At 63.4% G+C, this 21,298-nt stretch carries 18 protein-coding genes; 9 read left to right on the top strand and 9 right to left on the bottom strand.

From position 1 onward, the window contains the following. Together ACIP1G_RS15970 and ACIP1G_RS15965 are read right to left on the bottom strand one after the other, a co-directional pair. On the bottom strand, positions 1 to 182 hold a 182-nt coding region (locus ACIP1G_RS15970; RefSeq protein WP_400738731.1), incomplete at its 3' end, for a hypothetical protein. Beyond that, positions 151 to 855, bottom strand: coding sequence for an NrtR DNA-binding winged helix domain-containing protein (locus ACIP1G_RS15965; protein ID WP_400738728.1), 705 nt, complete (start codon positions 853 to 855; stop codon positions 151 to 153). The genes ACIP1G_RS15965 and ACIP1G_RS15970, both read right to left, overlap by 32 nt. 138 nt (positions 856 to 993) lie before the next feature. On the opposite strand from ACIP1G_RS15965, the gene ACIP1G_RS15960 reads away from it, so the two are divergent. Both ACIP1G_RS15960 and pncB read left to right on the top strand, forming a co-directional pair. After that, positions 994 to 1,644, top strand: coding sequence for an isochorismatase family protein (locus tag ACIP1G_RS15960; RefSeq protein ID WP_400738725.1), 651 nt, complete (start codon positions 994 to 996; stop codon positions 1,642 to 1,644). Beyond that, complete coding sequence (gene pncB, locus ACIP1G_RS15955) at positions 1,641 to 2,840, top strand: nicotinate phosphoribosyltransferase (RefSeq protein WP_400738723.1); 1,200 nt, start codon at positions 1,641 to 1,643, stop codon at positions 2,838 to 2,840. The genes ACIP1G_RS15960 and pncB overlap by 4 nt, the downstream gene beginning before the upstream one ends. Before the next feature lie 129 nt (positions 2,841 to 2,969). Here the strand turns inward: pncB and ACIP1G_RS15950 are convergent, their stop codons facing one another. After that, positions 2,970 to 3,857 carry a LysR family transcriptional regulator gene (locus ACIP1G_RS15950; RefSeq protein WP_400738720.1) on the bottom strand — a complete coding sequence of 296 codons (888 nt, stop codon included), beginning with the start codon at positions 3,855 to 3,857 and terminating at the stop codon, positions 2,970 to 2,972. A 111-nt stretch (positions 3,858 to 3,968) separates the two neighbouring features. On the opposite strand from ACIP1G_RS15950, the gene ACIP1G_RS15945 reads away from it, so the two are divergent. Together ACIP1G_RS15945 and ppnN are read left to right on the top strand one after the other, a co-directional pair. Next, the gene (locus tag ACIP1G_RS15945; protein WP_400738719.1) at positions 3,969 to 5,030 is read left to right on the top strand and encodes a YeiH family protein; all 1,062 of its coding nucleotides are present in this window, start codon (positions 3,969 to 3,971) and stop codon (positions 5,028 to 5,030) included. A 240-nt stretch (positions 5,031 to 5,270) separates the two neighbouring features. Further along, positions 5,271 to 6,644 (top strand): nucleotide 5'-monophosphate nucleosidase PpnN, encoded by a 1,374-nt coding sequence (gene ppnN, locus ACIP1G_RS15940; RefSeq protein WP_400738716.1) that lies wholly within the window; start codon positions 5,271 to 5,273, stop codon positions 6,642 to 6,644. A 748-nt stretch (positions 6,645 to 7,392) separates the two neighbouring features. On the opposite strand, the gene ACIP1G_RS15935 is transcribed toward ppnN, so the two are convergent. Further along, complete coding sequence (locus ACIP1G_RS15935) at positions 7,393 to 8,538, bottom strand: GGDEF domain-containing protein (protein ID WP_400738713.1); 1,146 nt, start codon at positions 8,536 to 8,538, stop codon at positions 7,393 to 7,395. Positions 8,539 to 8,845: 307 nt separating this feature from the next. Here ACIP1G_RS15935 and ACIP1G_RS15930 point away from each other — a divergent pair, with 307 nt between their 5' ends. Further along, on the top strand, positions 8,846 to 9,193 hold the full coding sequence (locus ACIP1G_RS15930) for a hypothetical protein (protein ID WP_400738710.1): 348 nt from the start codon (positions 8,846 to 8,848) through the stop codon (positions 9,191 to 9,193). Here the strand turns inward: ACIP1G_RS15930 and ACIP1G_RS15925 are convergent. After that, positions 9,138 to 9,995, bottom strand: a complete 858-nt coding sequence (locus ACIP1G_RS15925) for a LysR substrate-binding domain-containing protein (protein WP_400738707.1) — start codon at positions 9,993 to 9,995, stop codon at positions 9,138 to 9,140. The genes ACIP1G_RS15930 and ACIP1G_RS15925 overlap by 56 nt on opposite strands. Positions 9,996 to 10,180: 185 nt before the next feature. On the opposite strand from ACIP1G_RS15925, the gene ACIP1G_RS15920 reads away from it, so the two are divergent. After that, the gene (locus ACIP1G_RS15920; RefSeq protein WP_400738704.1) at positions 10,181 to 11,185 is read left to right on the top strand and encodes a DMT family transporter; all 1,005 of its coding nucleotides are present in this window, start codon (positions 10,181 to 10,183) and stop codon (positions 11,183 to 11,185) included. 84 nt (positions 11,186 to 11,269) lie between these two features. On the opposite strand, the gene pssA is transcribed toward ACIP1G_RS15920, so the two are convergent. After that, positions 11,270 to 12,598 (bottom strand): CDP-diacylglycerol--serine O-phosphatidyltransferase, encoded by a 1,329-nt coding sequence (gene pssA / locus ACIP1G_RS15915; protein ID WP_400738701.1) that lies wholly within the window; start codon positions 12,596 to 12,598, stop codon positions 11,270 to 11,272. Between the two features lie 181 nt (positions 12,599 to 12,779). Here pssA and ACIP1G_RS15910 point away from each other — a divergent pair, with 181 nt between their 5' ends. Beyond that, positions 12,780 to 13,787, top strand: coding sequence for a GlxA family transcriptional regulator (locus tag ACIP1G_RS15910; RefSeq protein ID WP_400738699.1), 1,008 nt, complete (start codon positions 12,780 to 12,782; stop codon positions 13,785 to 13,787). 121 nt (positions 13,788 to 13,908) lie between these two features. On the opposite strand, the gene ACIP1G_RS15905 is transcribed toward ACIP1G_RS15910, so the two are convergent. The 3 genes from ACIP1G_RS15905 to katG all read right to left on the bottom strand — a co-directional run bounded on the left by ACIP1G_RS15905 (position 13,909) and on the right by katG (position 19,117). Further along, positions 13,909 to 15,243: an MFS transporter gene (locus ACIP1G_RS15905; RefSeq protein WP_400738696.1), complete on the bottom strand. Its 1,335-nt coding sequence runs from the start codon at positions 15,241 to 15,243 to the stop codon at positions 13,909 to 13,911. Positions 15,244 to 15,405: 162 nt separating this feature from the next. Then, positions 15,406 to 16,617 (bottom strand): M24 family metallopeptidase, encoded by a 1,212-nt coding sequence (locus ACIP1G_RS15900; RefSeq protein ID WP_400738694.1) that lies wholly within the window; start codon positions 16,615 to 16,617, stop codon positions 15,406 to 15,408. Positions 16,618 to 16,858: 241 nt separating this feature from the next. Next, the gene (gene katG, locus ACIP1G_RS15895) at positions 16,859 to 19,117 is read right to left on the bottom strand and encodes a catalase/peroxidase HPI (RefSeq protein ID WP_400738692.1); all 2,259 of its coding nucleotides are present in this window, start codon (positions 19,115 to 19,117) and stop codon (positions 16,859 to 16,861) included. 446 nt (positions 19,118 to 19,563) lie between these two features. Between katG and ACIP1G_RS15890 the strand changes: the two genes are divergently transcribed. Together ACIP1G_RS15890 and ACIP1G_RS15885 are read left to right on the top strand one after the other, a co-directional pair. Beyond that, positions 19,564 to 20,469, top strand: a complete 906-nt coding sequence (locus tag ACIP1G_RS15890; RefSeq protein ID WP_400738690.1) for a LysR substrate-binding domain-containing protein — start codon at positions 19,564 to 19,566, stop codon at positions 20,467 to 20,469. A 103-nt stretch (positions 20,470 to 20,572) separates the two neighbouring features. After that, entirely contained in the window at positions 20,573 to 21,172 is a 600-nt protein-coding gene (locus ACIP1G_RS15885) for a hypothetical protein (RefSeq protein WP_400738687.1), read from the top strand. Positions 21,173 to 21,298 lie beyond the last annotated feature (126 nt).

The raw sequence follows: 21,298 nt of genomic DNA, 5'->3' as shown, positions 1-21,298 counted from the left end.
AGGCGTGACTGGCCCGAAACAGATGTAGGAGCAGCCTTGTGCTGCGAAGCGCCGCGCGGGCGGCGCTCGATCTCAAAGGCGATAAAAATGTTGTGACAACCACCTTGCAGCCATGAAACCTTATCAGAGCAGCCCAAAATAAAACGTCGCTCAAGCGCCTTCAGGCAGCAGGCTACGGTCAAACATAAACGCCCGCCCCTCCTGCGGGGTGTACTGATACAACTGCTGCGGCCTACCCAACCTGGGCTGGTTCTTCTCCCCGGTATCCCTCACCCACCCTAGCTCGCGCAAGCGCTCCAGGCGTTTACGCAGCGAGGTGCTGTTCACCGCCTGCCCGAGGCACGCCTGCACCGCGCCCAGTGCATCGAGCACGGTAAATTTCTCCGCCAACAGGTACAGCGGCAGGCTGCTGTACACCGTCTTCGCCGCCAGCCGCTCGCGGGCGCGCTCTACCAGCAGGTTGTGGTCGAACGGCAGCAACACTTTGCGGTCCACCACGCTGCCAACGTCGAAAAACTCGAGCTGGTCGCCCATGGCTTGCTGCTGCGGGTCGAGCAGTGTCAGGTAATAGGTACTCAACGACCACCCTCGTGGATCGCGAAAGGCATTGCCTTCAGTGCCCACCTGCTCCAGATAGCGCGGCAGCACGAGCGCCTTCTCGCGCAAGGCGCGGTCGGCAGCCGCCTCCAGACTGGTGTCGGGGGTGCGGCCATTGACGATGACCCCGGGCAGCGCCCACTGGCCGGCATGCGGCTCACGCTCACGGCGGTGCAACAACACTTGCAGATGCTGCGCATCAGGGGCCAGGCGCAGCGCGACGATATCGACACTGGCCAGGACTTCGACTGTACTCACCGGGTAACTCCTTGTTCAGTGGCGCAATAATCCACCAGAGCAACTAAGTAAATCAACCAGGAACCACGCACTGAAATTCACTTGACACACTTAATACACCAGGTGAAATATATGGTCATTCCAGCAAGGAGAACCGCCATGAAGATCGCCAGTTTCGATGTCGACGCCCAGAACGGCTTCACCGACAACGCGCCGCAAGAGCTGCCCGTTCCCGAAGGCGACGAAATCGCGGCTGACCTGAACACCATGGCCCTGCGCGCCGACCTGCGCCTGGGCAGCAAGGACGCCCACCCGGCCAACGCCGCCTGGGTAGTCGCCGACCCTGCGCACATGCTGCAACCCCTGCAACTGGCCAACGCCGACCTGACCTGGGTCAGCCACTGCGTGCCCGGCACCGCTGGCTTCGAACTGCTGCCCGGCCTGCCCGCCCCCATCGACTACGACTATTTCGTGTGGAAAGGTGTCGAACCCGACCTGCACCCCTACGGCGCCTGCTACCACGACCTGGCCGAGCGCCGCTCCACCGGAGTAATCGAGTACCTCAAGCAGCAGCTGGTAGGCGCAGTGATCGTTGGCGGCCTGGCCCTGGACTACTGCGTCAGTACCACCGCCCGCCAACTGCGCCAGGCCGGCTTCCAGGTGCTGCTGTACTTGCCGGCCTGCCGTGCGCTGACCCAGGCCGGCGCCATCGAGGCGTGCGGCGCCCTGGCCGCCGAGGGTGTGATCCTCTGCGGCGACGAAGCCGCCCTCGACCACCAGCTTGCCCTGATCAAGGAAGGCCGCCCATGAGCGAAAGTGTTTTCGGCCCACGCATCATCCAGAACCTGCTGGACACCGACTTCTACAAGATCACCATGATGCAGGCGGTGCTGCACAACTACCCCAACGCCGAAGTGGAATGGGAGTTCCGCTGCCGCAATGGTGAGGACCTGTCCCCCTACCTGGCCGAGATCCGCTACCAGATAGAACAACTGGCCGAGGTCACGGTCACCCATGACCAGTTGGCCTATCTGGAAAAAATCCCGTTCCTGAAACCCGACTTCATCCGCTTTCTCAGCCTGTTCCGCTTCAACCTGCGCTATGTGCAGGTAGGCCTGGACGATGCCGGGCAACTGGCAATCCGCGTGCGCGGGCCGTGGTTGCACGTGATTCTCTACGAAATCCCGCTGCTGGCGATCATCAGCGAGGTGCGTAACCGCTACCGCTATCGCGAAGTGGTGATCGAGCAGGTCGGCGAACGCCTGTACCAGAAACTCGACTGGCTCAAGGCCGAGGCCAGCGCCGATGAGCTGACCGGTTTCCAGTTGGCAGACTTTGGTACGCGGCGGCGCTTCTCCTACCGGGTACAGGAAGAGGTGGTGCACATTCTCAAGCACGACTTCCCGGGGCGTTTTGTCGGCACCAGCAATGTGCACCTGGCTCGCGAATTCGAGCTCAAGCCGCTTGGGACCATGGCCCACGAATGGTTCATGGCCCACCAGCAACTCGGCCCGCGCCTGGTCGATAGCCAGGCCGCCGCGCTGGAATGCTGGGTGCGGGAATATCGCGGGCTGCTGGGCGTCGCGTTGACCGACTGCATCACCATGGACGCGTTCCTCGGCGATTTCGACCTGTACTTCGCCAAGCTGTTCGACGGCCTGCGGCATGATTCGGGCGACCCGATGGCCTGGGCGGAAAAGGCCATTGCCCACTATGAGCGGCTGGGGATCGACCCAAAGAGCAAGACCCTGATCTTTTCCGACGGGCTGGATTTTGCCAAGGCGCTTGGGCTATACCGGGCGCTGCATGAGCGGATCAATGTGAGCTTTGGCATTGGTACCCGGCTGACCTGCGATATCCCAGGGGTGGAGCCGATGAACATCGTGATCAAGATGACCGACTGCAACGGGGCGCCGGTGGCGAAGATTTCCGACAGCCCGGGCAAGACACAGTGCCGGGATGAGAATTTTGTTGCCTATATGAAGCATGTCTTCAAGTTGAATTGATGGTGCCTGTGCTGGCCTCTTCGCGGCGGTTCGACGCCTCGATGAACCCGCTCCTACAGGTATCGCACATGGCTTGAGGAATGTGGGGTCCTTGTAGGAGCGGGTTCACCCGCGAAGAGGCCGGTACAGTCAACCCACCTCTTGCAAGCCAACACACAACTCAAGAAACCGCGCCGCCGCCCGCGACGGCGTGGCTGCATGCGGCATCAATATGGAAAACCGCCTGACCAACGCCTGCGGCGCAACCTGCAACCTGTGCAACGCCCCATCCTCATGCCGGATCGACATCGCCGACACAAACCCAATGCCCATCCCGGCCCGCACCGCCTCCTTCACCCCTTCCACCCCGGCAATCTCCAGCGCCACACGCATCGCCACGCCATCACGGGCAAACGCCCGCTCGACGATCTGCCGCACGCCCGAACCGCTCTCGCGCAGCACCAGCGGGTAAGCCCCCAGCGACGCCAGCGTGTGCTGATCATTGACAGCCAACGGATGCCCACGCGGCACAATGGCCACGATCTCGTCCTCACGCCATGCCGTCACTTCAGTGCCCAACGGCAGCTCCTGCCCCGGAGGCCCCTCGATCAAGGCGATATCGACACTGTCCAGCGCCGCGACGATCTCCGCTGTGTTGCCATGTGAGGTGGTTACCAGCACGTCAGGATAGCGCCGGTGAAAATCGGCGATCAGGTAAGGCAACAGGTAGCTGGCCGGCGTGGTACTGGCGCCGATGCGCAAGGTACCGCGCTCCAGCCCGTGCATCGCTTCTCGCAGCGCCTGGGCCTGGCGGAAGGTTTCACGCAGGCGCTCGGCATGTGCCAGCAACTGCTCGCCAGCCGCCGTCAGCCGCACGCCACGGCCGGCACGTTGATACAGCGGCTCGCCAAAGGCCTCCTGCAGCAGCTTGAGCTGGCCAGACACCGCTGGCTGCGACAGGTGCAGGGCCTGGGCCGCATGGCTGATGTTGCCATGCTCGGCGACGGTGGCGAACGTTATCAGTTGTTCTGGGGTCATGAATGAAAAATATCAGCTATTCGGATATTTGCCATTCTAAATTACGATTTTTTATAAGCTTATAACCAGATTAACGTAGGCCTTGTCGAAACACCTTTCCGGAGGACTCACATGGCCACGGCTCCATCCAACCCCGCCTTTACCCCTACCCTCTCCACCCGAGGGCGGCTCAACGGCATCCTGTTCGTCGCGCTGTTCGCGCTGGCAGTCACTCAGTTGGCCGCCATGCCCGCCATCGCCAACCTGGGCATCAGCCCGCTGATCGTCGGCATCGTCGCCGGTGCGCTGTACGGCAACGCGCTGCGCGATGGCGTACCGGCAAGCTGGGCAGCGGGCATCAACTTCTCCGCGCGCGGCCTGCTGCGCATTGCCGTGGCCTTCTTTGGCCTGCGGGTAAGCCTGCAGGAAATAGCCGAAGTCGGCTGGTCGGGGCTGCTCGTTTCGCTGCTGGTGGTGGGCAGCACACTGCTGATCGGCCTGTGGTGCGGCATGAAAGTATTCAAGCTGGACCGCGATACCGCCCTGCTGACCGCCGCCGGCAGCGCCATCTGCGGCGCCGCCGCAGTACTGGCCTTTGAATCGGCATTGCGCAGCGCCCCGCACAAAAGCGCCATGGCGGTCGGCAGCGTGGTGCTGTTCGGCACCCTGTCGATGTTCCTTTACCCGCTGGCGATAAACGCCGGCTGGCTGCAGCTGGACACCATGGGCGCCGGGCTGTTCCTGGGCGGCACCATTCACGAAGTCGCGCAGGTGGTTGGCGCGGCCAGCAACGTCAGCCCCGAAGCCACCCACATCGCCACCATCGTCAAGATGACCCGGGTCATGCTGCTGGTGCCGGTGCTGCTGGTGGTAGGCTTGTGGATCAGCCGCTCGCGCCAGGCTGGCCAGGCGCAGGGCAACGGGCGCATCGCCATGCCCTGGTTCGCTTTCGGCTTCCTGGCGCTGGTGCTGGTGAACTCGCTGCAGGTGCTGCCCGGTAGCGTGACCCAGGCAGTCAACAGCCTCGACACCTTTGCCCTGACCATGGCCATGACCGCACTGGGCATGGAGACCCGCTTCAGCCAGATTCGCCAGGCCGGGCCACGGGCGCTGGCCACTGGGGCGATTCTCAACCTGTGGCTGATCGGGGGTGGTTTGGCGATTACCCTGGGCGTGCAGAAGCTGTTGGGCTGACCTTGGACCGAGTCGCCTGGTTCGCGGCGGTTCGACGCCTCGATAAACCCGCTCCTACAAGGACCGCGCTGCCCTCAAGGCTTGCGCTGTACGTGTAGGGGCGGGTTTATCGAGGCGTCGAACCGCCGCGAACCAGGCGACTCGGTCTCAAGCTTTTTCACACCCCCCCTCGTTGCCGTCCACATTTCTAGGTATGGTGTTGTCAAAGAAGGATGTTTTACCTGCACAGGAAAGACTTAGATGCCCCAACGCCATGTCATCAATGCATCCGTCAGCCCCAAAGGCAGCCTGGAGACGCTGTCACAACGTGAAGTGCAGCAACTGAGTGAAGTCGGTACCGGTAGCCTTTACACCTTGTTCCGCCAGTGCGCCCTGGCCATCCTCAACACTGGCGCTCATGTCGACAATGCCAAGACCATCCTCGAGGCCTACCAGGACTTCGAGGTGCGTATCCACCAACAAGACCGCGGTGTACGCCTGGAGCTGCTGAATGCCCCGGCCGATGCCTTCGTCGATGGCGAGATGATCGCCAGCACCCGTGAAATGCTGTTCAGCGCCCTGCGCGACATCGTCTACACCGAAAGCGAGCTGGCCAGCCAGCGCATCGACCTGGAAAGCTCCCAGGGCATCACCGACTACGTCTTCCACCTGCTGCGCAACGCCCGCACGCTGCGCCCGGGCGTGGAACCGAAGATGGTGGTGTGCTGGGGCGGCCACTCGATCAGCAGCGAGGAATACCAGTACACCAAGAAGGTCGGCCACGAGCTGGGCCTGCGCAAACTGGACGTGTGCACCGGCTGCGGCCCGGGCGTAATGAAGGGCCCGATGAAGGGTGCGACCATCGCCCACGCCAAGCAGCGTATGCATGGCAGCCGCTACCTGGGCCTGACCGAACCGGGCATCATCGCCGCCGAGGCACCCAACCCGATCGTCAACGAACTGGTGATCCTGCCGGACATCGAGAAGCGCCTGGAAGCCTTCGTACGTGTCGGCCACGGCATCATCATCTTCCCGGGTGGCGCCGGTACGGCCGAGGAATTCCTCTACCTGCTGGGCATCCTCATGCACCCGGACAACCGCGACCTGCCGTTCCCGGTGGTGCTCACCGGCCCGCGCAGTGCCGAGCCGTACCTGCAACAGTTGCACGCGTTCGTCGGCGCCACCCTGGGTGAAGCGGCGCACCGCTTGTACGAGATCATCATCGACGACCCGGCAGAAGTCGCCCGGCACATGGTCGAAGGGCTCAAGGCAGTCAAGCAGTTCCGCCGCGAGCGCAACGATGCCTTCCACTTCAACTGGCTGCTGAAGATCGAGGAGAGCTTCCAGCGCCCGTTCGACCCAACCCACCAGGCCATGGCTGACCTGGACCTGCGTCGCGAGCTGCCGGCCCATGAGCTGGCCGCCAACCTGCGCCGGGCGTTCTCCGGCATTGTCGCGGGCAACGTCAAGGACAAGGGCATCCGCCTTATCGAAGAACACGGCCCCTATCAGATCCGCGGCGACAGCGCCGTGCTGGACCCACTGGGCCGGCTGCTGCAGGCGTTCGTCGACCAGCACCGGATGAAGTTGCCTGGCGGCGCGGCGTATGTGCCGTGCTACCAAGTGGTGACCTGACCCCTGCCTGCTGCGCTAGCTGTTGCTTTTGATCTTGATCTTGATCTTGATCTTGATCTTGATCTTGATCTTGATCTTGATCTTCGCGACTTCAGGAGGCCGAACGCAGGCCTTGCGGAGGGAGGTGACGGGCATGGATGCCCGTCAAGCGCTGAGGCCCCATGGATGGGGCCTGCAGCGCGTACTCCCGGGAGCAAGGCCGGAGAGAGGGGACCCCGGAGCGCAGCGTAGGGGCCGGATGATGGGAGCGCAGCGTTTTTTGGTTACTTTTTGTCGCGTCTGACAAAAAGTGACTCGCCGTAAGGGCGAAAAGGTGAGTAAGCGTCGCCATCGCGAATGGACTATGCGCAGTATCAAAACCGCCGCATGAGCTGTTGCTGTTGCTGTTGCTGTTTGGATGTGGGCCTTCACACCAAGTAGACATTCATTCGCGCAGGTGGCGCCAAGTCACCTTTCCGCCCTTACGGCGGGTCACTTTTTGTCAAACGCGACAAAAAGTAACCAAAAAACGCTGGCTCCCATCATCCGGCCCCTACGCTGCGCTCCGGGGTCCCCTCGCTACGGGCTTGCTCCCGGGAGTACGCGCTGCAGGCCCCATCCATGGGGCCTCAGCGCTTGACGGGCATCCATGCCCGTCACCTCCCTCCGCAAGCCCTTCGCTCGGCCTCCTGAAGTCGCAATCTGCGGCGCCTGAACTACCGCGCGCTTAGAAGCAAAGGCAAAAGCAAAAGCAAAGGCGAAAAGTGGGCTACTGGTTCAGGTCGGCCATCGAGCGCTCGACAAAGCGGATGCTGTCACGCCCCCCACGCTTGGACTGATACAACGCCACATCCCCCTGCTCGATCAACGCAGCCAAACTCGCCGGCGGCTGCTCGAACAGGTTGGCACCAATACTCAAGGTAACCGCCTCAGGCGTTGGCACAGTCTTGCTGGCAAACTGCTGGAACTGCTCACGCAGTACCCCACCCAACTCCATGACCCGCTCGCTACTGGCCCCATGCAGCAAAATGACGAACTCATCGCCGCCCAGCCGCGCCGCCAGCGAGCGCTCGGGCAGCACCGCGCGAATCATCTCGCTCAAGGCAATCAGCAAGCGGTCCCCAGCAACATGCCCATGCAGGTCATTGACCAGCTTGAAGTTGTCGATATCGATCAACAACAACGCCCCAGGTTGCGCCGGGCTCACTTCCTTGAAGAAATGCGCCGCACGCACCTCCAGTGCACGGCGGTTGTACAACGTAGTCAGCGGGTCACGCGCCGCCAGCCGGGCAATCCGCTCCTCGCGCCGGTAACGCACGGTGCCGGTCATCGACAAGGCAATCAGCATGATCGCCATTGCCCCTTCAACCAGCGAAACCTGAATGATCAGCCCGCCGAAGGTGGCCAGGTCGATCAGCGTACCCGGCGTGATCGCAATGATCGCCTTGGCCGCATAGAACAGCCCATGAATCAACAACACATAGCGCAACTGCACCGCCCCGACACTCAGCGAACTGCCATGCGGCCGCAACAGGAAGCTGGCCTTGAGCGTCAACAACGCCACCAGCAACGAGTTGACCATCAGCATTACCTTCGACCACTGCGGCCCAACAGGCAACAGCAACAAGGCAAACCAGACAGCCACTATCAGCAGCCAACTGCGCGACAGACGGTTCTGGGTGAAACGCAAAACCCCCATCAGGAAGAACCAGTGCGCCACCACCAACAAGCCGTTGGCGAACCAGATACCGATCAAGAGCAAGCCTATGCCCCGCAGCAAGGCCAAGGTGGAGCCGACCGTAATGGTGGCAAAGCCGGCGCTCCAGAACAGCAGCGAAGGCTCGCGAACGCTGCGCCACTCGATCGCCAGGTACAAGGCTGCTGCTGCGGCCAGGGCGATCGTGATAGTCAGCATCGTGGGTGGATCAAGCGCCATATACGGGTTGGCCTATCTGGTTAACGAGGAAAAGGCCCGATTGTATGCGCTCGTGATGACTTTTCAGAGGGGCCCCGCACACTTGCCAGCAAATGATAGCCCAGCCCTTGCAGGTCTCCGCACGAAATGCATGTCATATTGACATCACCCTGTCATTCGCACCACAAAAACAGCTGTCGCAATGACAACGCACCGGCGCAATACCCCCCAATTGTAAAGGCTGGCCACTTGGCACGAAAACTGAACAGTTCTCTTTCGCCACAATCTGCCTTGCGGAATAACTATCATGAAAAACGTCCTCTTCCCCCTGGCGATGACCCTGTCTATCGCCCTGCCCGCCTGCGCCGACCAAGTGCTCTCGGAAAGCGCCGACAACACGGTGGGCTATGGCGCCGGCGGTGTCAGCGGCCTGATGGTCGGCGCTGCACTCGGTGGCCCGTTCGGCGCCATCGCCGGCGCTGCCCTGGGTGCGTTTGGCGGTGCCGCCGTACAACAAGGCACGGGCAACAGCGACCCGGCCTATATGGTGCGCCACGACGATGGCAGCACGCAGCGCTATCGCTCACCCAATGCCCACTTCAAGCCCGGTGATCAGGTACAGGTGAGTGGTATTCGCCTGGCCCCGGCGCAGTAAGCCGTTGCCCGGACAAGAAACTGACCAGTTGCCGCCCGTGCGAACTCAGGCGCTCCCAGTCACGGAAGCACAGGCGTAACTCCAGGGTGGCCCAACTTTCCGCCAGGGCCACTCGGCGCACCGGCAGCTCCTGCTCGGCGCGCACTGCGGCTGTTTCAGGCAGCATGGCCACGCCTGCGCGCTGCGCCACCAGTTGCGCAATGGCCTCGAAACTGGGCGCCCGTACCCGTACCTTGAGTGGCATGGCCAGGTTAATTGCCAGCTCTTCGACAAAGCGCTGCATCGGCCGCTCACCCGGCAAGCAGATGAACGCATAGCCCAAGGCGTCGACCAGACGCAATTGCTCACGCCCGGCCAGCGGATGATCGGCCGGCACCAGCATCACCAGCCGCTCGGTACGAAACGGCAGCGAGACAACGCCTTCGCTGTGCAGGATGCCGTCATACACGCCAATCTCGCACTCGTTGGCCACCACCACCCGCAGCACATCGACGCTCTTGTGCTCCACCAGTTGCAGGTCGACCTGCGGGTAGTCCGCCAGAAACGGCCCCAACACCGCCGGCAGCAACGTGCTGTTGGTCACGGTTGAGGCCGCCAGGCGCAAAGTAATGCGGTGCTCGCCAGACAGTTGCTGCAAGGTCTCCTGCAGTTTCTGCGCCTCGCCGAGCACGCTACGCGCGCCCTCCAGCACCAGGCGCCCGGAAGGCGTCAGCTGCATGCCATCGGCCTTGCGCGTGAACAACATCAGGCCGCTGCGCTCCTCCAGCAGGCGCAGGCGATTGCTGGCGGCCGACACCGCCACCGGGAAGGTCGCAGCCGCCTTCTCAAGCTGCCCGTGGCCGCGATCGCCAGCAGCAGGCGCAGATCAGTCAGATCGAACGGCATGCCCTTCTCCAAAAACGAACACCATGTTCGATAAAAAGCGATTCTAGCGCGGCCGCCTTCTGTTCAGAATAAGCCTTGTGTTTATTCTGCCGCGGGTACCCCATGAACGCGTTACGCAGCTTGATCCAGCACCAGTTGCAAAGCGGCGCCCTGTACGCCGTGCTGGCAGCCCTGGGCTTCAGCTTCAAGGCCATCTTCGTCAAGCTCGCCTATGCCGCCGGGCCGGTGGACGCCATCAGCCTGCTGGCATTGCGCATGGGGCTGTCGCTGCCGTTGTTCGCCTGGCTGGTATGGGCCAGCCGTGGTCAGGGCGGCGTCCCCCTCAACCTGGGCGATGGGTTGCGCGTCGCCTTGCTCGGGCTGCTGGGTTACTACCTGGCCAGCCTGTTCGATTTCTATGGTTTGCAGTACATCAGCGCTGGGCTGGAGCGCTTGATCCTGTTCACCTACCCGACCCTGGTGCTGGTGTTCCAGGCCATCGCCCTGCGCGAACGGCCAAGCCTGCGCACCTTGTCGGCCATGGGCCTGTGCTACCTGGGGCTGGGCATCGCCTTTGTCCACGACATCAGTGTTGCCGGGGTTGGCCAGCAGGTGGTGCTGGGTTCGCTGTGGGTGTTCGCCAGTGCGGTGACCTACGCGCTGTATTACGCCGGCACCGGGATGATGCTCAAGCGCATGGGCTCGATGCGCCTGGCCGGGCTGTGCGGCACCGCGTCCTCGCTGATGGTGCTGGCGCATTACCTGCTGGTGGCACCGGTGGGCCAGCTGTGGCAGCTGCCGGGCGCGGTGTGGGCCAATGCCGGGTTGATGGCGGTGTTTTCCACGGTATTGCCGATCTACTGGGTGGCGCTGGCGATTCAGCGCCTGGGGCCGACCCATACGGCGGCGGTGGGCAACCTGGGGCCGGTGCTGACCGTGCTGGCGTCGTGGGCGATTTTGAGCGAGGAGATTTCGCTGTACCAGGTCATTGGGCTGGCGGTGGTGCTGTTTGCCGTGTCGCGGCTCAAGCCGCAAGGTAACCAGGTAACCAAAAGTGCACAGCCCGGCGCGGTCCCTGTAGGAGCGGCCTTGTGTCGCGAAAGGGCTGCAAAGCAGCCCCAGCAATAGCGGCGGTGACGCTGAAATCGAGGGGCCGCTTTGCGGCCCGATCGCGACGCAAGGCCGCGCCTACAAAAAGCGCACCAGGCGACATCAGAGCACCCGCTTGATCAACGGCTCCAACCGGCTATAGCGCAACCGCCGCAAGAACTTGCGCACTTCCTTGGGGTGCTCGGCCTTTACCCCCAGCGCCTCAGCCGACGCAATCTTCGGCGCAAACCGGCGCAACTCGTTCAACTCAGCTTCCCGTGGCACCAGCCATTGCCCTTGCGGGTCATCAATCAGCAGGCCGTTCTCCAGGTCCAGGTTGAACCCGCGCGGGTTCAGGTTGTTGCCGGTCAGCAGCGAATAGCGCTGGTCGATCCAGATGCCCTTGGCATGGAAGGTATGCCCAGGATCGTTCCAGATCCGCACATCCAGCTGGCCGCAGGCAATCGCAGCGTGGCGGCGGCGGGCGAAGGCGCGCAGGTTGTCCTCGTACAGATAGGGCAGCGCACCACTGGCGCTGAACGGCTCACCAGGGGCGATATAGAAGTCGTTGGCCGTACGATCGCCGACGATCAGCTCCACTTGCACTCCCCGCCTCAGGGCATGGTCAATTTCGCGCATCACTACCCGCGGCGGGTTGAAATACGGCGTGCTGATGATGATCTGCGTGCGCGCCGCCGCCAGCAAGGTACACAACGCCCGGTTCAACGGGTTGCCACGGCCCACGCCCAACAGCGGGATCACCCGCAAACCCTGCCCTGCCCCGCTGGCAGGCGCTTCGTACGCCATACGCCGCAGCCGTGCGCGCAAGCGCCGGATGTCACCGCGCAGGCTGCGGGTGGCAGGTGGCGCCGGCAAGTCGAGGCGCGGTGTGGCGGTGTGGTGCAGCAGGCGCCGCACCAGGTCGACCATGGCGTCGGCCAGTGCCGACGACTGGAACAGGTGGTAGCGGTCCAGGCGGTAGCGGTCGAAGCGGTGCAGGTACACGTTGTTCAGGCTGGCGCCGGTGTAGATCACGCAGTCGTCGATGATGCTGCCCTTCAGGTGCAGCACCCCGAACAGCTCGCGGGTCTGCACTGGCACGCCGTGGATGACAATATCCAGCCCGCGCAGCTGGCGCTGGGCCTGGTACCAGGCGGCATTACCTGGTTGACGCCCCGCCCCCAGCAGGCCGCGCCGGGCGCGGAACCAGTCGACCACGATGGTGATTTCCAGGCCCGGCCGCGCGGCCTTGGCCTGGTACAAGGCATCCAGCACTTCCTGGCCGGCCTCGTCCTCCTGCAGGTACAACGCGACGATGACGATACGCCGGGTTGCTGCGCGGATGCGCTCGAACAGGCAGGCGCGGTAGGCCTTGGCATCGGGCAGCACCTGGATCGACTCGGGCGACATGGCGTAGCCTGGCAATGCCGCCAGCATGGATTCGGGGTTCACGAACGATCACCTTCTATGTGCAATCACTGTCGGCCCTGCCAACTGGCGGGGCCATTCCTGGCCGCTGCGCCCGGGGTGTAAGATCGACCCGGCAACGACCTATAACAACAAGAACCACGCGAGGCTGTTTTTTCTCACTGCCCCTGACCAACTATGCCTCAGCTTGCACAGGAACAGCGCAATGGTCCACCCCGCTTCTGCAAACCTATCGCCTTCTATTGTAAAGAGTTGTTCGGTAAAGACCTTCGGCTTTCTGATTTTGCCCAATTTCACCACCATCGGCCTGGCGTCGGCGGTGGAGACCCTGCGCATGGCCAACCTGGCCGCGCGCAAGCCATTGTTTCGCAGCGTGCTGATCGCTGCCGACGATGCGCCGGTGATGGCCAGCAACGGCATGCGCGTACTGCCCGACTACAGCATCGCCAACGCGCCCGCGCTGGATGCCTTGCTGGTGGTCGGGGCCAACCCGATCGATCGCGGCCGCGGCAACCGCCCGCTGATCGACTGGTTGCGCCAACTGGCCCGCCAACGCTTGCCTTTGGGCGGCATCTGCACGGGTAGCTACCTGCTGGCCAAGGCCGAACTGCTCAAGGGTTACCGCTGTACCATCCATTGGGAAGACCTGCCGACGTTGCAGGCGCACTTCCCCGGCATCGTCATTTCCAGCCAGCTGTTCGAACTGGACCGCGACCGCTATACCTGCTCGGGCGGCGTGGCGGCCATGGACATGATGCTGCAACTGGTGGCTCGCGAGGCTGATGGCCAGAACATCGCGGCCAAGGCGGCCGAGCTATTGCTGTGCGACCGGGTGCGGGGTGAGCGCGAGCGCCAGCGGGTGCCGCTGCGCACCCTGCTTGGCAGCGCCCAGCCCAAGCTGAGCCAGGTGGTGGCGATCATGGAGGCCAACCTCGAAGAGCCGCTGGGCCTGGAGGAGCTGGCCAGCCTCAACGAGGTGACCGTGCGCCAGCTGGAGCGGCTGTTCCACAAGTACCTGCAGCGCACGCCCAGCCAGTATTACCTGGAGCTGCGGCTGTCGCGGGCGCGGGAGTTGCTGCTGCGCAGTGACGTGCAGGTGCGTGAGGTGGCGCTGGCCTGCGGGTTCAGTTCGCCGGCGCATTTTTCCAAGAGTTACAGCCGGTTCTTCGGGTTGTCGCCATTGGGGGAGCGGCGGCAAGCCTCTCTCCATTGACCTGGGTTTTGTATTGGCTTTGCTGGCCTCTTCGCGGGTGAACCCGCTCCTACAACGGATGCGAAATCAACGCGATCGTGGTAGGAGCGGGTTCACCCGCAAAGAGGCCAGTACAGGCCAATCAATCTGCCAGGGCCGAATGCGCCGTCTCCCGACACATCAGCATGGCCACCAACGCCACCAAAGCCGCCGCCAGCAAATACCCCGCCGGCGCCAGCTTGCTACCCGTCACCTGGATCAACCAGGTGGCAATGAACGGCGCCGTCCCGCCAAAAAACGCGTTGGCCACATTGAAACTCAAGGCAAAACCACTGAAGCGCACCCGTGTCGGGAAAATCTCCGCCAGCAAGCACGGCAAGGTCCCGTCATTCATCGCCAGCATCGCGCCAAAGAAAATCTGGATCGCCAGAATCACCAGCAACGGTTGCCCGTCCAGCAGGCGGAACAACGGCACCGTCAGCCCAAGGAACAACAGCGAAGCCACCACCAGCATGGTCTTGCGCCCAAACTGGTCGGACAGCCGCCCCATCAGGAAGATCAAGCCGATATAGGTGGCCAGCGATACCGTCGAGGCAATGAACGAATCCCGCTCGCTCATGCCCATTTCACTGGACAGGTAGGTAGGCATGTAACTCAGCAGCAGGTAGAACGCCACCGCGTTCAGGCAGGTGACGCCAATGCCGATGGCCAGGCTGCGGCGGTGCTGGCCCAGCAGCTCACGCAACGGCGCCGGGGCCATACCCGCCTTGTTTTCCAGGCGCTGCTCCATCTCCAGGAACTTGGGCGTGTCTTGCAGGCTCATGCGAATATAGCGCCCTACCAGACCGAACGGTGCCGCCAGCAGGAATGGCAGGCGCCAGCCCCACTCATGCAAGGCTTCGCTACTGAGCAGCTCATGCAGCACCGCGACGAACGCCGCACCAAACAACAACCCCGCCGCCGTACTGGCTGGCACGATGCTGGTGTACAACCCACGCCGGCCGGGCGGCGCGTATTCGGCCAGGAACGCCGCAGCACCGGCATACTCGCCCGAGGCGGAAAAGCCCTGCACCAGGCGGATCAGCAACAGCAGTCCCGGTGCCCACAGGCCGATTTGTGCATAGCCGGGCAACAGGCCGATGCAGAAGGTGGACACCGACATGATCAGGATCGACCACGACAGTGCATTGCGCCGGCCATGGCGGTCGCCGAAATGGCCCCAGACGATGCCGCCCAGCGGGCGCACCAGGAACGACAGCGCGAACACCGCGAAGGTCGCCAGCAGGCCGGTGGTCTTGTCGGTTTGCGGGAAGAAGGTGGCGGCGATGATGGTGGCCAGGTAGCCGTAGGCGGCGTAGTCGAACCACTCGACGAAGTTGCCCATGAAACTGGCCCAGGCGGCCTTGCGCAGGGCCTGGCGTTCGGCGCTGTGTGCGGGGCTGGCGACAGCGGATGGGTCAAGGGTGGTGCTGGACATGACGGGTACCCTCTGGTTCTTTTAATTGGAGGCAGGGTCTGGTGGTCATACTGGGATCTTGTTGTTGTCTGGGCCGGCCTCTTCGCGGGTAAACCCGCTCCTACAACAGCGGTGAAATCCCTGTAGGAGCGGCTTTAGCCGCGAAGCAGGCGACGCCAATGCTTATTTGCGAATGATGTTGTGCTCCGGCCCATACGGGAACTTGGTGATGTTCTCGGCGCCACTGTCATTGACGATCAGGATGTCATGTTCGCGATACCCGCCCGCCCCCGGCCGCCCTTCGGGCAGCATGATCATCGGTTCGATCGAAACCACCATGCCCGGCTCCAGCACCGTGTCGATGTCTTCGCGCAGTTCCAGCCCGGCCTCGCGGCCGTAGTAGTGGCTCAAGGTGCCAAACGAGTGGCCATACCCGAAGGTGCGGTATTGCAGCAGGTCGTGACGCAGGAAGATCTCGTTCAGTTCGCGGGCGATGTCGCTGCAGCGCATGCCCGGGCGCACCAGTTTCAGCCCGGCTTCGTGCACTTCGACGTTGGCCTGCCACAGGCGCAGGTACTCATCCGGGCAGTGGTCGAGGAACAGCGTGCGCTCCAGCGCGGTGTAGTAGCCGGCGATCATCGGGAAGCAGTTGAGGCTGAGGATCTCGCCCTTGCCGACCCGGCGGCTGGTCACCGGGTTGTGCGCTCCGTCGGTGTTGAGCCCGGACTGGAACCAGGTCCAGGTATCCATCAGCTCGGCATCGGGGAAGCGCTTGGCAATTTCGCGGACCATCGCCTGGGTAGCATGCAGCGCCACTTCGTACTCAGGCACATGCTCGCGCAGCGCCTCGACCACCGCCGCCCCGCCGATATCGGCCACCTGCGCACCGTGGCGGATCAGCGCCTGCTCCTCGGCCGACTTGATCATACGCATGCGCATGCACGGTGCGCCGATGTCCACCAGCTCGGCCTTCGGGTAGCAGGCGGCGAGTTTGCCGTGGTTCTGCAGGTTGAGGTGGTCATGCTCCACGCCGATGCGTGAGGCCAGCGGCAATGCCTGCTGGATAGCGACGAAGTAATTGTCGCGCTGCCAGTCGGTGTAGACGATGTTGTCAGTGCCGACCGTGCGCCGCCAAGGCTGCCCGCCATCGATGTTGGCACTGATCGAGACGACCTTGTCCTGGGTAATCACCAGCGCATAAGGGCGGCCGAACGAGCAGTAGAGGAAATCGCTGTAGTAGTTGACGTTGTGGTATGAGGTGAAGATCGCCGCCTCGATGTCCTGCTCGGCCATGTAGGCCCGCAGCCGGGCGTGGCGGGCAGCATATTCCTGGGCGGAGAAGGTTGGCTTCACCTTGTCGCCGTTACGGATTTTCAGGGTCTGGGGCATTTGCATGGTCGGGGTTCCTTGTCGTTGTGAGCACGCTGTTCAGGCTGGCCGCCTGAGAAGCATTGCAACAGAACCGACGAGGGCGCTTTTGTATCTATCCGACCTGGAATTGGCGGGATCGCCACTGGCCTTGGGGGGCTGCTCTGCAGCCCATTCGCGGCACAAGGCCGCTCCCACATTGATCAGTTGTGGGAGCGGCCTTGTGCCGCGAATGGGGCGCAAAGCGCCCCCCTAACTTCCAATGCAGCTATTTCAGGTCAAACCGATCCAGCTCCATCACCTTCTCCCAAGCCGCAACAAAGTCCCGCACGAACTTGTCGCCACCATCCCCACTGCCATACACCTCGCTCAACGCCCGCAGTTGCGCATGCGAACCAAACACCAGGTCAACCCGGCTCCCAGTCCATTTCACCTGCCCGGTCTTGCGGTCGCGGCCTTCGAAGGCTTCGTTGTCCGCCGAGGTCGGCTTCCACTCCACGCCCATATCCAGCAGGTTGCGGAAGAAGTCGTTGCTCAGGGTGCCGACCTTGTCGGTGAACACGCCCTGCGTGCTGCCGCCATGGTTGGCGCCCAGCACCCGCAGGCCACCGATCAGCACGGTCAGTTCCGGCGCTGTCAGGGTCAGCAACTGGGCCTTGTCCAGCAGCAGCTTCTCGGCCTTGACGCTGTAGCGGTCCTTGCTGAAGTTACGGAAGCCATCGGCCAGCGGCTCCAGCACGGCGAACGACTCGACATCGGTCTGCGCCTGGGTGGCATCGGCACGCCCAGGGCGGAACGCCACGCTGAGGTTGTGCCCGGCGTCCTTGGCGGCTTTTTCCACCGCTGCGGCACCGGCGAGTACGATCAGGTCGGCCAGGGAGACCTTCTTGCCACCGGCATTGAACTCGGCCTGGATCTTCTCCAGTGCCGCCAGCACCTTGCCGGTGCCCTGGTTGGCCGCCCAATCCTTCTGCGGCGCCAGGCGCAGGCGACCACCGTTGGCCCCGCCCCGCTTGTCCGAACCACGGAAGGTCGACGCCGCTGCCCAGGCTGTAGCCACCAGTTCGCCAACGCTCAGGCCCGAAGCCAGCACCTTGGCCTTGAGCACGGCAATGTCCTGCTCGCCCACCAGCGGATGGTCGACTTTGGGCAGCGGGTCTTGCCACAGCAATTCTTCGTTGGGCATTTCCGGGCCCAGGTAGCGCGCCAGCGGGCCCATGTCGCGGTGGATCAGCTTGTACCAGGCGCGGGCGAACGCGTCGGCCAGCTGGTCAGGGTTATCCTTGAAGCGCTTGGCGATCGGCCCGTAGATCGGGTCAAAGCGCAGCGCCAGGTCGGAGGTGAGCATCGACGGCGCGTGGCGCTTGGACGGGTCGTGGGCATCCGGCACGCTGCCTGCGCCTTTGCCGTCCTTCGGCCGCCACTGGTGCGCACCGGCCGGGCTTTTGGTCAGTTCCCATTCGAAGTTGAACAGGTTGTTCAGGTACTCATTGCTCCACTGGGTAGGGGTCGAGGTCCAGATCACTTCCAGGCCGCTGGTGATGGCATCGCCGCCCTTGCCGGTGCCGAACTTGTTGGCCCAGCCCAGGCCCTGCAGCTCCAGGCCGGCTGCTTCTGGCTCGGGGCCGACGTTGTCGGCAGGGCCGGCACCGTGGGTTTTGCCGAACGCGTGGCCGCCGGCAATCAGCGCCACGGTTTCTTCATCGTTCATGGCCATGCGGCCAAAGGTGTCACGGATGTCCTTGCCCGATGCCACCGGGTCGGGGTTGCCCTCCGGGCCTTCCGGGTTCACGTAGATCAGGCCCATCTGCACGGCGGCCAGCGGGTTTTCCAGGTTGCGCTCACCGCTCAGGTCACGGCTTTCTTCTTCCGGGCGTTTGGCAGGCTCGGCCACCAGGTCACCCTGGCCGGGCGGCTGGGCCTTGACCTGGTCTTTGCCATAGCGGGTATCGCCACCCAGCCAGACCTTTTCCGATCCCCAGTACACATCTTCGTCCGGCTCCCATACATCGGCGCGCCCGCCGGAGAAGCCGAACGTCTTGAAGCCCATGGATTCGAGGGCCACGTTGCCGGCGAGCACAATCAGGTCGGCCCAGGAAATCTTGTTGCCGTACTTCTGCTTGATTGGCCACAGCAGGCGCCGGGCCTTGTCCAGGCTGACGTTGTCCGGCCAGCTGTTGAGCGGGGCGAAACGTTGCTGGCCAGACCCCGCACCACCGCGGCCATCGCCAATGCGGTAGGTACCGGCGCTGTGCCAGGCCATGCGGATGAACAGCGGGCCGTAGTGGCCGAAGTCAGCCGGCCACCAGTCCTGCGAGTCGGTCATCAAGGCGGTCAGGTCTTTCTTCAGGGCCTGGAAGTCGAGGCTCTTGAACGCCTTGGCGTAGTCGAAGCCAGGGTCCATCGGGTCGGACTTGGACGAGTGCTGGTGAAGAATTCTCAGGTTGAGCTGGTCAGGCCACCAGTCACGGTTGGTGGTGCCGCCACCTGCGGTTTGATGGAACGGGCATTTCGATTCGTTCGACATCTGCGGGTACCTTTGGGTCGGTTATCCAGATTTCCGGTCTATGCCAGGTGTTCTTTCAGCCGAGCGGGTGGGCTCGTGCTACCCCTCATCAGGTCTACACGGGGCTTGCGAGGCTGTCACGGCGGGTTGGCGCGGTCTTGCACGCAGGTGCTGACACGCCTCCCGCGCGCGGAATTCGCGGGGCCAGGGGAAAGACTAGCCGAGCTTGGACAGAGTTCTAATAGAGTGGCTATTGCAGGGCGATAGGTTGGCTCTGTCAGTTTGCCTGTGCCGGCCTCTTCGCGGGTGAACCCGCTCCCACAGGTTCGCCACAGGCACTGAGGGTTGTGCCATTCCTGTGGGAGCGGGTTCACCCGCGAAAGGGCCGGCACATCCATACAAGGCAATCAGGCTACCGGCATGCTTCAATACCCCGCCTCCCCCTCTACTCCGGAACCCTAGCCCTCATGAACCGCAACGACCTGCGCCGCGTCGACATGAACCTGCTGGTGCTGTTCGAAGCCCTGATGATCGAACGCAACCTGACCCGCGTCGGTGAAAAGCTGTTCATCACCCAATCGACCGTCAGCGCCGCCCTCGCCCGCCTGCGCGAGTTGTTCGACGACCCGCTGCTGATCCGCAACGGCCGGGCCATGGAGCCCACGCCCAGGGCCATGCAGATTTTCGCCGAACTGGGCCCGGCCATGGACGTGATTTCCGCCGCCATCAGCCGTGCCCGTGAATTCGACCCGGCCAACAGCTGCAACGTGTTCCGCCTGGGCTTGTCGGACGATGCCGAATTCGGCCTGTTCCCGGCCCTGCTGCAGGCCCTGCGCGAAGAAGCCCCAGACATCAGCGTGGTGGTGCGGCGGGCCAACTTCCTGCTGATGCCGGGCCTGCTGGCCAGCGGTGAAATCTCGGTAGGCGTGAGCTACACCACCGACCTGCCTGCCACCGCCAAACGCCGCAAGCTGCGTGACATTGGCGTGCGGGTGCTGCGCGCCGACGACCGCCCGGGGCCGCTGACCCTCGACGAATACTGCGCTCGGCCGCATGTGATGGTGTCGTTCTCCGGCGACATGAGTGGCAACATCGACCTCGACCTGGCGCGCATTGGCCGCTGCCGCAAGGTGGTGCTGGCGGTGCCGCAGTTCGGCAGCCTGCGCGCCCTGCTACGCAACACCGAGCTGATCGCCACGGTACCGGACTACGCCGCCTGCGCCCTGGCCGACGACGGCAGCCTGCGCGCCGACCCGGCGCCGTTCGACATCACCGAGGCCGAACTGTCGATGGTCTGGAGCGGCGCCCAGGACAACGACCCTGCCGAGCGCTGGCTGCGCGAACGTATATTGCAGTTCATGGCCACGCAGTAACGCATCGACCTCATCAATAGCCACCATGAATGCCATCAAGTTCCGCTGTGGCCGGCGCGGGCGGAAGATGGTGGCATTCACTGAATTGATGAGGGATCGCCCCATGAAATCCGGCATGATCGCTGCCCTGCTCGCCTTGCTGGCCGCCCTCGGCGGTTGTGCCAGCCCGGCAGCCACCGACACCCTCCAGCCCTATGGGCACCTCTATTCGGCCACGGCCATTTCCAACGTAGCCCTGGCCCCCGGTCAGCGGGTGGCGGTGTTGCTGGGGCGTGACAGTGAGGCGACCCTCAGTTACCTCAGCAGCCACCGTACCCAGGCTGCTGCACCCGCCCAAGGGCAGCGCATCCCGGTGGCAACGCTGAACAGCGAAAGCCAGGCGTATGACTGGCTGGCCCGCTCGCTGGCGCAGCAGTTCGCCGAAGTCACCTTTTATGACGACCTGGACACGCTGCTGGGTGATCACCCGGATGTCATCGTGCTGCTGGACACCGAAAGCCGGTTGGCCAGCGCGGGTATAGAGAGCCGGGTGCTGGCGCGGTTTTTCGATGATCAGCTGACCTATATCGGCCGCGCCGAAGGGCGGGCCAGCAAGCGCCTGGGCGATGTGGCGCGGGTGGTAGAGGATGAACGGGCGGTGCAGGCGGATGCACTGCGAGACTTTGACGATTCGTTGCAGGCCTTGTTGAAGGATCGCGTCTGATGGCATGCGCGATTCTTTGTAGGAGCGGCCTTGTGTCGCGAAAGTGCTGCGAAGCAGCCCCAGCAATGCATGCATCTGCGCTGAAACCCTGGGGCTGCTTCGCAGCCCTTTCGCGACACAAGGCCG

The sequence above is a fragment of the Pseudomonas sp. NPDC089392 genome, assembly GCF_044749595.1.
GTDB lineage: Bacteria > Pseudomonadota > Gammaproteobacteria > Pseudomonadales > Pseudomonadaceae > Aquipseudomonas.
The sequence above is the reverse complement of the archived record's forward strand: the minus strand, read 5'-3'. Positions and strand labels throughout refer to the sequence as shown.

What these genes read in the sequence shown, in the direction of transcription:
- ACIP1G_RS15960 (WP_400738725.1), top strand. Translation starts at nt 994, where the DNA reads ATGAAGATCGCCAGTTTCGATGTCGACGCCCAGAACGGCTTCACCGAC.
- pncB (WP_400738723.1), top strand. Translation starts at nt 1,641, where the DNA reads ATGAGCGAAAGTGTTTTCGGCCCACGCATCATCCAGAACCTGCTGGAC.
- ACIP1G_RS15950 (WP_400738720.1), bottom strand. Translation starts at nt 3,857, where the DNA reads ATGACCCCAGAACAACTGATAACGTTCGCCACCGTCGCCGAGCATGGC.
- ACIP1G_RS15945 (WP_400738719.1), top strand. Translation starts at nt 3,969, where the DNA reads ATGGCCACGGCTCCATCCAACCCCGCCTTTACCCCTACCCTCTCCACC.
- ppnN (WP_400738716.1), top strand. Translation starts at nt 5,271, where the DNA reads ATGCCCCAACGCCATGTCATCAATGCATCCGTCAGCCCCAAAGGCAGC.
- ACIP1G_RS15935 (WP_400738713.1), bottom strand. Translation starts at nt 8,538, where the DNA reads ATGCTGACTATCACGATCGCCCTGGCCGCAGCAGCAGCCTTGTACCTG.
- ACIP1G_RS15930 (WP_400738710.1), top strand. Translation starts at nt 8,846, where the DNA reads ATGAAAAACGTCCTCTTCCCCCTGGCGATGACCCTGTCTATCGCCCTG.
- ACIP1G_RS15920 (WP_400738704.1), top strand. Translation starts at nt 10,181, where the DNA reads ATGAACGCGTTACGCAGCTTGATCCAGCACCAGTTGCAAAGCGGCGCC.
- ACIP1G_RS15910 (WP_400738699.1), top strand. Translation starts at nt 12,780, where the DNA reads ATGGTCCACCCCGCTTCTGCAAACCTATCGCCTTCTATTGTAAAGAGT.
- ACIP1G_RS15905 (WP_400738696.1), bottom strand. Translation starts at nt 15,243, where the DNA reads ATGTCCAGCACCACCCTTGACCCATCCGCTGTCGCCAGCCCCGCACAC.
- ACIP1G_RS15900 (WP_400738694.1), bottom strand. Translation starts at nt 16,617, where the DNA reads ATGCAAATGCCCCAGACCCTGAAAATCCGTAACGGCGACAAGGTGAAG.
- katG (WP_400738692.1), bottom strand. Translation starts at nt 19,117, where the DNA reads ATGTCGAACGAATCGAAATGCCCGTTCCATCAAACCGCAGGTGGCGGC.
- ACIP1G_RS15890 (WP_400738690.1), top strand. Translation starts at nt 19,564, where the DNA reads ATGAACCGCAACGACCTGCGCCGCGTCGACATGAACCTGCTGGTGCTG.
- ACIP1G_RS15885 (WP_400738687.1), top strand. Translation starts at nt 20,573, where the DNA reads ATGAAATCCGGCATGATCGCTGCCCTGCTCGCCTTGCTGGCCGCCCTC.